This is a genomic window from Streptomyces sp. NPDC002851 (assembly GCF_053591935.1).
Genome location: NZ_JBSFUT010000040.1, coordinates 66,387 through 79,701 on the forward strand (window position 1 = coordinate 66,387; position 13,315 = coordinate 79,701).

A 13,315-nucleotide genomic window follows, 5' to 3' on the forward strand; every position below is an offset into this window, starting at 1 on the left:
GAAAGACCCTGAGGAAATCCTCAGTCGGCCAACGACCGGGCTGGGCAATACTCGACCGTATGCGACTGCTGGTGATCGAGGACGAGGAGCATCTCGCCGATTCCCTGAAAAGGGGCCTGGCGGCCATCGGTTACGCGGTGGATCTGGCTCACGACGGCGTGACGGGACTGCATCTCGCCCGAGAGCACCGCTACCAGGCGATCGTGCTCGACATCATGCTGCCGGGACTCAACGGCTACCAGGTCTGCTCCCGGCTGCGCGCGGACGGAATCGACACCCCGGTCCTGATGCTGACCGCGAAGAACGGCGAGTACGACGAGGCCGAGGGCCTCGATACCAGAGCAGACGACTACTTGGTCAAACCCTTCTCCTACGTTGTTCTGGAGGCCCGGCTCCGGGCGCTGCTGCGCCGCGGCACCGCCCGCCTCCCTACGGTGCTGCACTGCGGTGATCTGTGGCTCGACCCGGCTCAACGCGCCTGCGGACGGGGCGCCTCCCAACTCGCCCTGACTCCGAAGGAGTTCGCGCTGCTGCAGAGCCTGCTCCAGCGCCGGGGCGAGGTGGTCACGAAGTACGACCTCCTCGACGAGGTCTGGTCGGCGGACTTCACCGGCGATCCGAACATCGTTCAGGTCTATATCAGCGCGGTACGGCGGAAGATCGACGGGCCGTTCGGGACCGACACGATCGAAACCGTCCGGGGAGGGGGCTATCGGATCCGTGAAGTCGACTACGAGTAAGGCGCGCGTGTCAGAGTCGGGCACGCCCGGCACACGGCCCGGCCTGCGCCCGGGCTTCAGCTTCCGGCCGCCGCGCGCGGCCTGGGCCACTGCTCTGACCGTCTGGCTCTGCATCTGCGCGGCCGCCGCGTGGCTGGCGTACGCCGGTGCCCGGGCAGGAACACCGCAGGACGCTGATCCTGGCCTCATCACCGCGGCGCTGGTCCGGGTGGACTGGCCGCGCTGGTGGTTCCTGCTCGTCCCGATCGGCTGCGCCGTCGTGTGCGGGATGGCGTGTACGGGGCGGCGCCCCCTTGTCCGGCTCGGCGCCATGGCCGCGGCCGCGGTTGCGGCCGGCCTGCTGCACTTCGCGTTTCTGAGGTGGGTCCTCGCGCACGACTTCGCCGAGCCCCCGGCCGTGGCAGACGCCGCGGTCCGCTGGTCGGTGACCGGGGCACCACTGGGCGCGCTCGCCGTCGGCGCGGTGGTGTGGCTGGCACTCGGCAACGACATGGGGCCGTTCCCCCTCAAGACCCGGCTCACCGTGCTGGCATCGGGGATCACGGCCGCCGTCGTTGTGGCCGCGTACCGCGTCAAGCCGCCCGACATCCTGGAGGAGGGGCCATTCGACTCGTACAGAACAGCACTCGCCCTCTGCATCCCCGCCACCGCGCTCCTGACGGACCTCCTGGTCAACTTTGTGGCCGCCCGCCCCCTCCACCGCGTCGAAGCCATCCGGCGCCAACTCGCCCACATCACCAGCCACTCACTCCACCAGCGCGTCCCCGTCCCGCCCTCCTCCGACGCCATCGCCCGACTCGCGGTGACCATGAACGACACCCTCGACCGCCTCGAGCAGGCATCCGCCCGTCAGCACCGACTCGTCGCCGACGCCTCCCACGAACTGCGCAGCCCGCTCGCCGCTTTGCGCGCACAACTGGAATCCGCACTGCGCCACCCCGAGGGCGTCGAGTGGCAGAACGTCGTCGACACCGCCCTGTTCGACGTCGTACGCCTGCAACGACTCGCCGACGATCTGTTGCTGCTCTCCCGTCTGGACGGATCCGCACACTCAACGGCACGCGCCGAGCCGGTCGATCTGGCCGCACTGGCCGAGGACTTGGTGCGCGAATACCAGCATCTGCCCGCCGCACGCGATCGATTTCTGAGGTACGAAGCGGCGGGCCCAGCCATCGTTGTCGGCGACGCGAGCCAACTGGAGCGCATGCTGCGGAACCTCCTCGACAACGCCTGCCGGCACGCGACCGCCCACATCCGCGTACAGGTCCGAGCGGCACTGGACAGGGCGAGGGTGCTCGTGGAGGTATCCGATGACGGCCCCGGCATCCCGCAGCCCGACCGCGACCGGGTCTTCGAACGGTTCACGCGCCTCGACGAAGCCCGCACCCGTGCGGACGGTGGCGCGGGACTCGGCCTGCCCATCGCACGGGACATCGCGGCCCGCCACGGCGGCACCCTGACCGTAGCCGACGGACCCGGCGCCCACCTGGTCGCGGACTTCCGCACATCGGCACGCCAAGCATGAGGCGTGCGACGGCCGCGCGGCACGCACCCCTGCGACATTCTCGCCATGTCGGCCCACGCCGCCAAGCCGATACGGCGCGAGGCCAGAGCGAAAGGCCCTGCGACGCCCCCCCCAAAGCCCGTTTTGGCCACACCAGGCGACGCACAGGGTGGGTTCGGCGGACATCGGCCCAACGGCCCAGCAGAACAGGCACGTTGCGGGCATGCCCGGAGGGTGGAGGGAAGCCGTCGCGAAGGGATTCGCTGCTGAGTGCAGGGAACATCTCCCCCGGACGTCCTGAAGTCATCTGCCCCACGGTGCGCTTGGTCCGACATTTGAGGTCGGCGTGTGCGCACCGCAGCGCGCCAGAGAAGTCGGCCAGGACGTTGAGCAGTTCGGGCGCGCGGGCGGTCATACGTGGCCGAGTCTCGCCCTACCGCCCTCACCACCTGGTTGTTCCCCTGGGAGGAGGACACCAGGCGCGCAGGGTCGCGATGGCGTCGCCGCACGATGACCGGGGGTGGGCATGGGCACGTCGTCGCGCTGGCCGGGGCCTGGCGGGCGCTCGGGGACCACCGCGGGAGACTGGAGCCGGGCGAGCCGCCGTTTGTCCGCCTGGCGACCGGGACGACCGTATGCGTCGGATGCACTTGACACCATCGCCGCGGACCACTTGGACGTACTGCACCGGACCCTGCGTGAGGACCCGTCGGCTTTCGGACTGTACGAAGCGGCGTGTGCGGCCGGCGAGCGCCTGGTGTCCGCCATGGACACGCTCACTTCTGCCCCCGGGGCCGTTCCGCTCCTGGAGCTGAACGAGTCATCAGACGTGGACCGCACCGCGCTCATCGCACGCTTCACGTCTGCCGTGGGCGGCGAGGGTGGCACCATCGCGGACGCGGCAGTACGACGGGCGGCGGCCACCTCGATGCAGCGCCTCCTGGACACACATCCCGAGGTGCTGGCACCCGGTGACCGAGGCTGGTCGGGTGACCTGCTCTGCCTGCTGTACCAGTGGTTCTTCGCTGACACGGTGGCCGAGTTTCTGCGCATCGTCATCGCCGAGAAGGTCAAGCTGGTGGTTCCGGTCCTACCGCTGGCCGACCCCGAAGATCACATCGCCGACTGGGTCGCCGAGCGGGTCCTGCGCCTGCTCCCCAATCCCTGTGAGGAAGCCGCAGAGCTCGCCGAGACGGCCGAGGCGGCCGAGGCGGCCGAGGCGGCCACCGAAGGCGTTGCGTCTGATGAGGAGGGCCTTGCTGTCGGCACTCTCGCGGCGGTCGCACGAGGCCTGGTCCCCCGGGCGGCGGACTCAGCGCTGGGCCTGCTCGCCAAGACGGACAGCGCGCTGAGTAGTGAGGCACCGAGCAGGGAGGAACCAGCCGCATGACCGAAGCAGCGGTATGCCACTTCTGGCTCTCTCACCCCGGCGCCACCTCTCCCCCAGCGCCGTGGCAAGCACTGTCCGACGCCGTCTACTGGGAATCCCCCGCACGCGCCCCGGACCGCCGCCAGCTCCTCGCCGCCGCTCCGGACTGGGCGGACGATCTGCAACGCGTGGCGCGAGCCGTCTTCGCGGCCGACCGCTGTACCCGCCGCGCAGCGGCCTTCGACCGGTGGACCCGACGCATCCACCTCTCTGTCCCGGTGTCCGATCCCGCGGCGTGGGTCCGTGCCCTGCCCCATCTCCGCGCCCTCCTGACGACGGTGACCGGGGACCACTGGGAGGTCGAGTTCCGGCCTTTCGACCCCACGGAGTTGCCCAGATTCCGCCCGCTGCCCTTCGGGCCCGAGGAATACGCACGCGAAGTGACGCTCTTCTCCGGCGGCCTCGACTCGCTGGGCTGGGCCGCTCAGCGCGCCACCGTCCGCAGTCCGCACGCGCTGCTCCTGATCAGCTTCGAGGAACGCAACTTCGAGGCGAACCAGGACGCGGTGTACGACGCACTACGCCGCCTCGGCGAGCGTCCGTTACGCAGGCTCGGCCAGAGCCAGACCGTGCGTGCACCAAGGAGCGTCGGGTTCGGACTCGAGCGCTCCACCCGCTCGCGAGGCCTGCTGTACGCGACAGCGGCGGTGCACGCCGCCGCAGCAGAGGGAATCCCTGTCGTACACGTCCCCGAGAACGGCCAACTCGCTCTGAATCCGCCCTTGTCGGCGGCTCGCTCCGGTGCCTGCTCGACGCGTTCCGTGCATCCGTGGACCCTGCACCAACTCAACCGGATCATCGCCGAGATCTCCGAGACCACACACGCCCACGAGCACCCGATCCGGGTCGAGAACCCCTTCGCTTCGCTCACCAAGGGCGAAGTGTGCACCGTCGCTCGCGACTCCGGTGTGGACCAGCAGGTCGTGGCGGCCACGCTGAGCTGTGGCACTCCCCCGGCCCGCCAGCGGGGCAAGCCCGCCCTCGCCCACTGCGGCCTCTGCTTCCCCTGCCTGATCCGCCGATCCGGCCTGCTGCACGCCTACGGCGAGGACCACACCTCCTACGCCGCCGCCCCCTGGGATCCCTCGCTGAGCCCGAAGCAGGCCGAGCACTGGTATGCCTTACGGCGCTGGCTGGATACCCCGGTCACCGTGCTCGACCTGGTGGCCGACACCCCGCTACCGGCGAACGCACGGGCGGGAGAACTGCTTGCGGTGGTGGAGCGGGGACGGGTGGAACTGAGAGGTCTGGTCGCTTCGGCTCCCGGCGGACGGCGGGTCGCTTGACGGGGTGTCCCCGGGGACGTGTACCGACGCGACCCGCCCGCCTCGGCGACACCCCACGTCAAAAGGCCCCACCCATAGGGGTATTGTCGCCGGTCTCCAACAGCGCCTCGACAGGCGACGCAACCCACCGACTACTGCGGTTTCAGTGAGACTGCCCCCAGTCCGTAGTCCGTGCATGGAGGAGCGGTCGGTCCCCCGGTCAGTGGCGTGAGTCGCAGCACCCGCCATCCCGCTCGGCGGCGGCTGATACCGCCTCCAGGCGGCAGAAGCAAGAGGCCTCGATGGGTACGTCCGCCAGCGCGGCGGCGATCTTCAGTTGTTGCCCGATGATCTGTGCCTCTCCGGTCTTGCCCTGGCGTTCGAGGCACTCGTGGAGCCCGTGCAGAGCCCAGACATTGCCGGGATGCTGCAGTGCGCGGGGCAGAGTGCCGTCGAGCCCCAGGTCGGCCCGGTACACCGCCTCGGCCTGAGCGACACGGCCCTGTTCCAGGAGCAGGGCGCCGTAGGCGTGGCGGGTGGGCTGCATCCATCCCCAGGGCTCGTCGTAGGGGAGGTTGTCGTCCAGATCGATCGAGTGCTCAAGCGCCGCGAAGGCGTCGTCGACGTTGCCTTTGCGGTACTCCAGCTCACCGTCGAGCATCGCGGAAGCGATGGCGAGGATGTCGGCACAGGTGTTGTTGAACAGCATGCGGGTGGAGGGGACGCGGGCGGTCGCCTCACGGAACAGCCGGCGTTCTGTCTCGGCCTCGGCGATGCGGCCGGTCGCGGAGAGCGCGACGCCTCGGGCGTAGTGCACCATCGCGGTCGTCACGCTGTAGAGCTGAGGGTCGGCGGGCAGCGCCAGCTCCAGGATGTCGGCCCAGCGACCGAAGCGGATCAGTACGTGGACGCGCATGGCGAGGAAGGCCTCGAGCCAGTCAGCCATCGGCGGGCTCTGCACGCGCAGCAGGTCCTCCGGGATGGACTCCTCCAGCCGTGCGGCGGCTTCCAGGGCAGCACCGGAGGCGCCGAGGAACATCGCACCGTAGATCCTGAAGTGGTGGTTGTGGGACCGGTACAGCGTGTAGAAGTTCATCGCTCCGGCCCGCGCGCGGTACTTCTCGTCGACGGCGATGGCGGTGTCGTTGTCGGAGACGACACGGCGGTAGTCGCCGCAGAGCACCTCCAGGTGTGAGGGCATGTGGTGCAGATGCCCGGCGTCCGGAACCAAGCCACGCAGACGATCGGCGACCGGCAGGGCCGCCTCGGGGGTCGGGGACATCTCCATCAGGTGGATATACAGGTGCAGCACGCCCGGATGGCGCCGCCCGGCCTCGGTGGCGAGCGCGCGGTCGAGGACGGCCTTGGCCTCAAGGGTGCGGGCGCCTTGGGCGGGTGCGCCGGTGCGTAGGTCCCACAGCTGCCAGGGAGTGAGGTTCATCAGCGCGTCGGCGTACAGGGTGGCGAGGTCGAGATCGTCGGGGGCGAGTTCGTAGGCGACGCGCATGCGCTCGGCGTAGGGCTCGTTCCACACCGAGCAGTCCTCGGCGGGCTCCGCCTGCGGGTAACGGGCACTCAGGGCGTCGATGAGAGCACGCTCTACGGGAGCGGCCTTCGCCGCCGCCTCACGCGCGCGGTCGACTGCGGCATGGGCACGATCGACGGTCCTTGCCAGATCCTGGTCGTCGAAGAACTCCCAGGGCTTGTTGTAGTTGGGGCCAAGGGCATAGGCGACGCCCCAGTGGGCCATGGCGCACTCGGGGTCGGCCGCCGCAGCGGCTTCGAAGCAGGTGACGGCCTCCTCGTGGTTGAAGGCGTACGTCCACACAAGGCCGCGGTCGAACCACATTTGGGCCCGCGGGTCAGAGGTCGTCACGGGGCGGTTGTGTGCGCCGAGGTCGTAGTAGTCCATGTGCCGTTCCTTACCGAGCCGGGTGCCCCTTCCCCTCCCCGTAGACATACCACCCCGGTACCACCACCCGCTCCGAACACGAGCCGCCTTGTTCAGCAGCTACGTCCCCTCTCCGGACACATCGCCTAGCGCGCCGACATCGATGTGCTGCGATGGCGTCAATGCCTTGGACTCCATTTGGACTCCCAATAGCGATTTGGACTCCCAATAGCGCCAGAGGAAAGTCACAAGGTTTCGACCAGGACAAGTGGCTGATCCATCCTGGTGGTCACCGGTTGCCCGGCCGAGGCCACCCCCGGCTGGCTTGCCCCGCTGTTGAACTTCCCCGGGCATCTCGACATCGCCGTGCACACCGACCCCATCCCAACTCGGTCGCCGCGGCCGGGCTCAAGAAGCAGCGCGCCCGCCCGCCTGGAGTCCGGCCGCCGCACCGGTTTCGAGCAGGGACAGCTCGACGACCCGGAGGGGGAGGCCGCGGCGGCGGACGCGGCCGACCTCGCCTACCGCCGCGCCCCTGGCGAGGGAAAGCCATTCCACGTCTCCCTCTACCTGACCTTCCACGCCCGGACTACCCGACCTTCCACGCCCGGACGAGGACACCCTCGCCGAACAGGTCGCCGCTGTGCGGGCGGTGGCCGAGTCGCTGCTCATGTCCGTCGCGCCGACCATGTACCTGGCGCTGCCGTGCTGGCTGGCCACCCTGCCGCTCGGCATCGACACGCTGAAGATCCGCCGCACCTTCGACACCGCGGCACTCGCGGCCTGCTTCCGCTTTACCAGCCCCGACCTCTCCCCCCCCCGGCCCACCGGCCCCGAGGGCAAGCCCACATGAGTCCGGTACGGGCTGAACGCTCTCTCCGGAACCCCGGTGCTGTGGGACCGCTTCGCGCAGGACAACTACAACTCGATCACCCTCGCCCGCTCCGGCGCCGGTTAGTCGTCTCTGATCAAACTCGAGCTACTGAGGCTGCTGTTCACCGGCGTCGCGGCCTCGGTCATCGACCGGGAAGACGAGTACGTACGCCTCGCCGTGCACGAACAGGCGGGCATCACCACCGACCCGCGTACCTGGACCCGTACCCCACCCCAACTCAGCGTCCTCGAAACCCACTTGTGCGAGGCAGACACAGAGACAGCCTCCGAACTGGCCGCAAGACTGTCCCCTCCCCCGACACCGGTGGCTCACACGCCCGCCTCTTTAACGGCCCCACGTAACAGACGAGACTTCCGGGGAGAACGGTGAGTCCACGACCGGCCGCCTCACGAGCCCCCTCGTCCCCCTTCGAGTCCACGGCGAGGCGGACGGAGGAGTTCCTTGCCACCAGCCGACACGCACATGAATAGACCCAAGACAAATGACTACCATGTGCGTATATAGGATCACAGTAAGTAGTCAAGCCAGGGCTTCACGCCCAACTCAGAAAGGGTCAAAACATGCGTAAGTTTCAGCGGGCCGCAGTTGTAGCCGCAGCGGTCGCAGGGCTGTCCACCCTCGGCGCCGGCGTCAGCTTCGCCAGCGGCGGTCACGACGATGGGGTCGTCGCGATTGCTTCCTCGCAAGCCAACGCCATGGCCAGCTCGGGCGGTCCGCACGGTCAGCCCCACTCCGGCCCGGAATCGGCTCCGTGGTTCGCGCCGGAGGCCGGTGTCAACCTCACGCCGGAGCAGGCTCAGGCCGCCCCGCAGGCCGACCCGCAGGCCGACCCGCAGCCCGCTCAGGCTGCGCCGCAGCCGGCTCAGGTTCAGGGCACGACGCAGCCGGCCCCGGCCCAGGGTGCGCCCCAGCCGGCCCCGGCCCAGGGCGCGCCGCAGTAAAGAAGCGCCGAGGGCTCGATGCGCAAGATTCAGCGGGCTGCGGTCGTAGCCGCAGCGGTCGTGGGGCAGGGGGCTCCGTACTCCACACCGCAGTGGGCCCCATAGGCCGTTACGCAGGTGGTCGCACCGCAGCCCGCGCGCTGCTCGGCCCAGCAAGCTGCTCGGCCCAGCAAATCGGTCGCCTCGCGGACCATCGCGTCGCACATCGCCTCGGAGCGCCACAACAGGCGCATCGACATCCGTCAGAACACCGTAGGCACCGCATGCAAGTCGCACGATCTGGACGTCCATGTCCCGGATCAGCTCGGGCTACTCAACGGTGAGCTGGTCAACACCCTCAACGGCAAGACCTCCGCCATGAGTGAAACCACCTGCATGCGCCAGAGCAAGACCGTCCACACCGACAAGCACGGCAGGTATGTCATCAAGCAGACACAGGAATGCGCGACGACCAGCCGGCCGCACTTGCCGTTGCCCAACGACAACGCGCTGAGCACGGGGGCCAAGAAGATCGAGCCGATTATGGACTGCTCCAACAAGGTGCAGCTGCCCAAGGGCTTCAAGCGGCCGCACTTCGCGTTCTGAGGCGCGATCGGCGAATGCCGGACCGGGATCCGCTCCCGGTCCGGCATTTCGGTTTTCTGGGATGACGTTCGACCGGAACTATTCCGTACCTCGACGGTATGGACAGGGCTTTCCGACGATATAAAACACCTCGGTGCCCCGGCCTGTGACCGGGGCACCGAGGAAGGCTCTGACTTACTTGCCGACGCTGCTGTCGCAGCCCATGCTCGAACCGAGGTGGGTGTCCTGCGAGCCGGCGTTGCCCTCGCCGTTGAGCCCGTTGCCCAGCAGGCCGTTGAGGAGGCCGACCTGGCCGAGGACGTCGAGATTCAGGTCGTGCGACTTGCAGTTGGAGCTCTGCTTGATGTCGACGCGACCCTGGCCGTGGCCGCCGCCGTCCCTACCCCCCTGGGCGTGGGCAGTGCCGGCACTCAGGAGTCCGACGGTGCTGAGAGCAGCGACCAGGACGGCAGCCTTGCGAAGCTTGTGCATGTCATCTCCGGTGGAGTGAGGTGAACGCGATCTGCTGGAGATCGACTTAGTACGCTTAGGGGAGATTAGTATGAAATACCCCCAAAACACCCTGCGACGCGCCGGATCACTGTCCAGGGCGAGGCTCAGTGCAGCCGTGTGCGAGGAGACCTTCGATCACTACCGGGCAACGGGTGTGCGTGAGCGCCTGGTTGGAGCCGTCGGGGGTGGCTGCCGACAACCGGCTTGCAGGGTGCTGATGCTGCTGGCGGTCGTGCCCGACATGCCCGGCAAGGCCCAGCCGGGCTTCCCCGTACCGACGACGCGGCTTCCTCGCGGTCAAGGCCCTGGACACCCGGGCCGCCGCGTACTTCAGGAGCCGTGGGTCGGCAGCTCTGGAGCGGCGGCACCGCGATCAGATCGATGCGATCGTGGCGAACTATTTGCGTGGTAGACCCGTGCGAGCCCGAAATCGGCGTAGAGCGGTTGCTTGTGCGATCAGCTACTGGAACCAGTCGTCGCCCTCATCCGCGAGAGACCGGCCGAGGTAGTCCTGCAGGTCCCGGGCGACCCAGCGGCGACTGTCGTCCTCGTGTTCCCACACGAAGATGTCGGCTCGCGAGGGCCTCAGCCGTTGCTCCGCAGCGACCACACGGGCCGCATCAACCGGCGACCTGAACTCGACCTCAGGGAATTGCCTGACCTGCGACTTCTCTCCACACACCGGCAGGCTAGACCGCCTAGACAGCCCCTCCCCCCGGCCCCCGGCCCTAAGAGTTCAGGCACCCGATTGGAAAGGGCACCATCGTGGTGGGCTTAAAGAACAAGCTGATGCGTCGTCTCACGTGGTGATGTCCTGGCCTGGGGCGACCGGATAGCCAAATTTCGTTGCCCGACTACTCGACCGTGCTTGTGAGGAACGTATGGATCTCGGCGGCAAGGTTGCGCATTTCCTCACCGGCCGCGTGCACCGTGGTGGTCGCGAAGTGCCACACTTCGGAGGGCGGCCGGTCATGGATTCCCCAGGTCAGGTGCACGTAGCCACCGGGCCGGTGCTCCGCCGAGACGGTGAGGTCATGTTCGAGGGAGCGCCAGGTGCGCGCCCCGTTCCAGCCCCGGAAGTCCTCGGCCAGTGCGGAGAGGTACGTGTCGAGACCGTCGCCGTCCCATGTCCGCACCGAGGTCTCGATGCTCACCCATTGCCCGCGGGCTCTCACGATGAAGTCGAGTGTCGGGTCATCCCCAAACGGTCTCGTCAGCTCGGAGAAGAGCAAGTTGACCGGCCGCGGTCCAGGGTCTCCCACGCGTACTACAGGGCAGCCTGAGGCTCCGTCTTCGATCATCCGAGCAGGCTAGAAGTCGTGGGGCTCAGCGGCCAATTGCCGCACTTGTGCCGGCTGACCGCGGAGCTCGGTTGCACCCTGGCATGATCGCCCACGTCGGTGGCTGTGGATTTTGCGAGGGACCTGGTACCGGATGGGCTGTGGGAGATGGCAGCGCCGTTGATTCCGCCGTTCCGGCCCCGACGGCAGGACGGCCGCAGCCGGGCGAGGAGGTCGGCCGCGCGCCCGGAGGGCGGCGGAGCCGGTGGCGGTCCTTCGGCTGACCGTGTCGACCGTGTAGGCGGCATTGGGCGTACGGGGCCGGGGCCGGGGCCGCTGGGGCACCATCCCGTACCCACCGAGTGGCAAGGCCGTATGGGCGGAAGTTCCCCAGAACCCGGGTGGTTTCAGTTGAGGTCGCAACCGATTCCGTCACCGTCGTCGTCGAGGCGGTGGGGGTCGGAGGGGCCGACCCAGACGGGGCCGGAGAGATCTGAGCAGTCGACGTCAGGAACGCCCGCAGGCGGTCCCGGGGGATAAGAGCGGGTGGGTTCATCCGGCGCTGTGGGTTGCGTGCTTCGTCGTATGTCGGCGTCGACGATGACCCCGTTCCTGACCCGGTACGTGCCCTCGAAGGACCGCACGCTCCCGTCCGTCTGCAGAGCGTCAAGAGTGACCATGACCGTGCCGCCTCGGACATCGACGATATGGACCGTGTCGTGGACAGTGTCGGCGAATCCCGCTTTGAAGGACTCGTAAGAGCCGCCAAGATTCTTGCCTCCGAGCTCCCACGCTCGTCGGTAGTCGCGCGCGTTGATGGCCGCGAAGTACGCCTCGACGGTGGCGGCGGCGTCACGAGTGGGAACGGCGGTCGTCTCCGGCGGGGTCGTGTCCGGCGGAGTCGTCTTCGGCGGGGTGGAGGAGGGGGTTGGCTCCGATGTGACGGTTCGAGTTGTGGTGACTGTTGGAACCGGCGTCCCCGCGTCCTCCTCACCGGAGGAACCACAGCCACTCGCCACGGCCACTGTCCCTGCCAAGAGAAAAGCGCAGCATGCAAAGAGGGTGCGGCTCATTGGCATCACCTGACTGAGCGGGCAGTGCACTCTCTTCAGTGTGCACTGCCCGTCTCCGTATCGCCTGTGGATCCTCCACGGGAGTCTGCCGGGAGGTTCGGCCGGCCTCGTCGTACCGAGGCATCGGCAGGCGTTCACCGACTCAAGCAGCAAGAGCGGCGGGAACCACCGCCTGTACCCGCGCGTACAGGCGGCGTATGACAACGTGCCGATGGAGGTCAGGCAGCAGGTGGCGGAGGGACGACAACATCGTGAACGGAACGATTCCAGGAGCCAAGGCCGAGAACATGCCGCCTGCCCAGCAGATCCGATAGGGAAGCGACTGCGGTGAAGATCTCGATCGGTGACGCTATGCGTGTCTCATCAAGGTCGACCTGTCCGGCACGGAAGCGGAGGGCACGACGGTTGAGCCGACGTTGACCGAGTCCGACGCAAACACCTGGATCCATGCCGCCGCAGACGGTTCGGTCTTGCGTGTTGCCCGTTCCTCGCGTTCGCTGAATTCCGCCCTCGAACGCGTCCTCAGCATACTGACCGGCACCACCGATCCAGCAAGCGTGAAGAGGACCACGTACAACGACAGGTGACGAGGAGTCAGCCGACCCGGGCGGAAACCAGCGGCGGAAACAGCGACAGGACCGACCCGAAACCGATCGCCCCCATCTGACCGCGTGTCTGACCGCCGCGCGATCAAGAGCTACAGCACCTGCTACGCGTTGCAGCGGAACTCCTCGAGGCGCTCGACATTCCGCACCCTGCCACCGTCGGCGACGCCGAGGTGCACGACCGGGTACTCGTCGACCGCGTCATGCATGTGAGGATCGCACTCCGCACCGTGGCCGAGGCCGATGGCGAGCCGCTGCTCGGCCTGGACTGGACGACGGCGTACCTGCGAGAGCAACTCACCAAGATCCCTGCCACCGGATACACCACCTGGGGAGAACGGTGAGCGCCCCGGCGGAAGGCGCACGCCTCACGGTCCGCGTCGACGCGATCCTGTCCAATGACCCTGCGGCCATGATGCGTACAGGTATGACGCGTCCGACGCCGTGCGTACGGCCGTGAGCATCGTTGCTGGGACGTACCGCAACGCATGCTCGATGGGTGTCTACCCGGACGGCGCGATGCCGCGCGCGAACGCGCCCATGCGCTGGGCGGTTTCGGCGGCGGTACGGCCCTGCGGCTCCTCGGCCGGTGCGGCGGCGGGCTGCTCGGCGACG

13 protein-coding genes are annotated in these 13,315 nt (G+C 68.2%); 8 read left to right on the plus strand and 5 right to left on the minus strand.

What is annotated here, in order from left to right; genetic code table 11:
• The first annotated feature begins 59 nt into the window (after positions 1–59).
• From ACWD10_RS31850 to ACWD10_RS31865, 4 genes are all read left to right on the plus strand, one after another.
• Complete coding sequence (locus ACWD10_RS31850) at positions 60–740, plus strand: response regulator transcription factor (RefSeq protein WP_451097131.1); 681 nt, start codon at positions 60–62, stop codon at positions 738–740.
• Between the two features lie 7 nt (positions 741–747).
• Complete coding sequence (locus ACWD10_RS31855; RefSeq protein WP_451097132.1) at positions 748–2,265, plus strand: sensor histidine kinase; 1,518 nt, start codon at positions 748–750, stop codon at positions 2,263–2,265.
• A 745-nt stretch (positions 2,266–3,010) separates the two neighbouring features.
• Positions 3,011–3,634 (plus strand): hypothetical protein, encoded by a 624-nt coding sequence (locus ACWD10_RS31860; protein WP_451097133.1) that lies wholly within the window; start codon positions 3,011–3,013, stop codon positions 3,632–3,634.
• Positions 3,631–4,959 carry a 7-cyano-7-deazaguanine synthase gene (locus ACWD10_RS31865; protein ID WP_451097134.1) on the plus strand — a complete coding sequence of 443 codons (1,329 nt, stop codon included), beginning with the start codon at positions 3,631–3,633 and terminating at the stop codon, positions 4,957–4,959. Before ACWD10_RS31860 ends, ACWD10_RS31865 begins: the two co-directional genes overlap by 4 nt.
• A gap of 199 nt (positions 4,960–5,158) precedes the next feature.
• Here ACWD10_RS31865 and ACWD10_RS31870 read toward each other — a convergent pair whose 3' ends face one another.
• Together ACWD10_RS31870 and ACWD10_RS31875 are read right to left on the minus strand one after the other, a co-directional pair.
• A complete protein-coding gene (locus tag ACWD10_RS31870; protein ID WP_451097135.1) occupies positions 5,159–6,850 on the minus strand; it encodes a hypothetical protein in 1,692 nt (563 codons plus the stop codon).
• Positions 6,851–7,237: 387 nt separating this feature from the next.
• Positions 7,238–7,387 carry a hypothetical protein gene (locus ACWD10_RS31875; RefSeq protein ID WP_451097136.1) on the minus strand — a complete coding sequence of 50 codons (150 nt, stop codon included), beginning with the start codon at positions 7,385–7,387 and terminating at the stop codon, positions 7,238–7,240.
• Between the two features lie 94 nt (positions 7,388–7,481).
• Between ACWD10_RS31875 and ACWD10_RS31880 the strand changes: the two genes are divergently transcribed.
• From ACWD10_RS31880 to ACWD10_RS31890, 3 genes are all read left to right on the plus strand, one after another.
• Positions 7,482–7,682, plus strand: coding sequence for a hypothetical protein (locus ACWD10_RS31880; protein WP_451097137.1), 201 nt, complete (start codon positions 7,482–7,484; stop codon positions 7,680–7,682).
• A 602-nt stretch (positions 7,683–8,284) separates the two neighbouring features.
• Positions 8,285–8,665 carry a hypothetical protein gene (locus tag ACWD10_RS31885; protein WP_451097138.1) on the plus strand — a complete coding sequence of 127 codons (381 nt, stop codon included), beginning with the start codon at positions 8,285–8,287 and terminating at the stop codon, positions 8,663–8,665.
• 117 nt (positions 8,666–8,782) lie between these two features.
• Positions 8,783–9,250 carry a hypothetical protein gene (locus tag ACWD10_RS31890; protein ID WP_451097139.1) on the plus strand — a complete coding sequence of 156 codons (468 nt, stop codon included), beginning with the start codon at positions 8,783–8,785 and terminating at the stop codon, positions 9,248–9,250.
• Positions 9,251–9,424: 174 nt separating this feature from the next.
• Here ACWD10_RS31890 and ACWD10_RS31895 read toward each other — a convergent pair whose 3' ends face one another.
• From ACWD10_RS31895 to ACWD10_RS31905, 3 genes are all read right to left on the minus strand, one after another.
• The gene (locus ACWD10_RS31895; protein ID WP_451097140.1) at positions 9,425–9,721 is read right to left on the minus strand and encodes a hypothetical protein; all 297 of its coding nucleotides are present in this window, start codon (positions 9,719–9,721) and stop codon (positions 9,425–9,427) included.
• A gap of 875 nt (positions 9,722–10,596) precedes the next feature.
• Positions 10,597–11,043: a DUF6228 family protein gene (locus ACWD10_RS31900; RefSeq protein WP_451097141.1), complete on the minus strand. Its 447-nt coding sequence runs from the start codon at positions 11,041–11,043 to the stop codon at positions 10,597–10,599.
• A gap of 386 nt (positions 11,044–11,429) precedes the next feature.
• The gene (locus tag ACWD10_RS31905) at positions 11,430–12,095 is read right to left on the minus strand and encodes an excalibur calcium-binding domain-containing protein (protein WP_451097142.1); all 666 of its coding nucleotides are present in this window, start codon (positions 12,093–12,095) and stop codon (positions 11,430–11,432) included.
• A gap of 814 nt (positions 12,096–12,909) precedes the next feature.
• On the opposite strand from ACWD10_RS31905, the gene ACWD10_RS31910 reads away from it, so the two are divergent.
• Positions 12,910–13,044, plus strand: coding sequence for a hypothetical protein (locus ACWD10_RS31910; protein WP_451097143.1), 135 nt, complete (start codon positions 12,910–12,912; stop codon positions 13,042–13,044).
• Positions 13,045–13,315 lie beyond the last annotated feature (271 nt).

Coding starts and splice junctions, on each gene's coding strand:
- ACWD10_RS31850 (WP_451097131.1), top strand. CDS start 60: ATGCGACTGCTGGTGATCGAGGACGAGGAGCATCTCGCCGATTCCCTG.
- ACWD10_RS31860 (WP_451097133.1), top strand. CDS start 3,011: ATGGACACGCTCACTTCTGCCCCCGGGGCCGTTCCGCTCCTGGAGCTG.
- ACWD10_RS31865 (WP_451097134.1), top strand. CDS start 3,631: ATGACCGAAGCAGCGGTATGCCACTTCTGGCTCTCTCACCCCGGCGCC.
- ACWD10_RS31870 (WP_451097135.1), bottom strand. CDS start 6,850: ATGGACTACTACGACCTCGGCGCACACAACCGCCCCGTGACGACCTCT.
- ACWD10_RS31885 (WP_451097138.1), top strand. CDS start 8,285: ATGCGTAAGTTTCAGCGGGCCGCAGTTGTAGCCGCAGCGGTCGCAGGG.
- ACWD10_RS31895 (WP_451097140.1), bottom strand. CDS start 9,721: ATGCACAAGCTTCGCAAGGCTGCCGTCCTGGTCGCTGCTCTCAGCACC.
- ACWD10_RS31900 (WP_451097141.1), bottom strand. CDS start 11,043: ATGATCGAAGACGGAGCCTCAGGCTGCCCTGTAGTACGCGTGGGAGAC.
- ACWD10_RS31905 (WP_451097142.1), bottom strand. CDS start 12,095: ATGAGCCGCACCCTCTTTGCATGCTGCGCTTTTCTCTTGGCAGGGACA.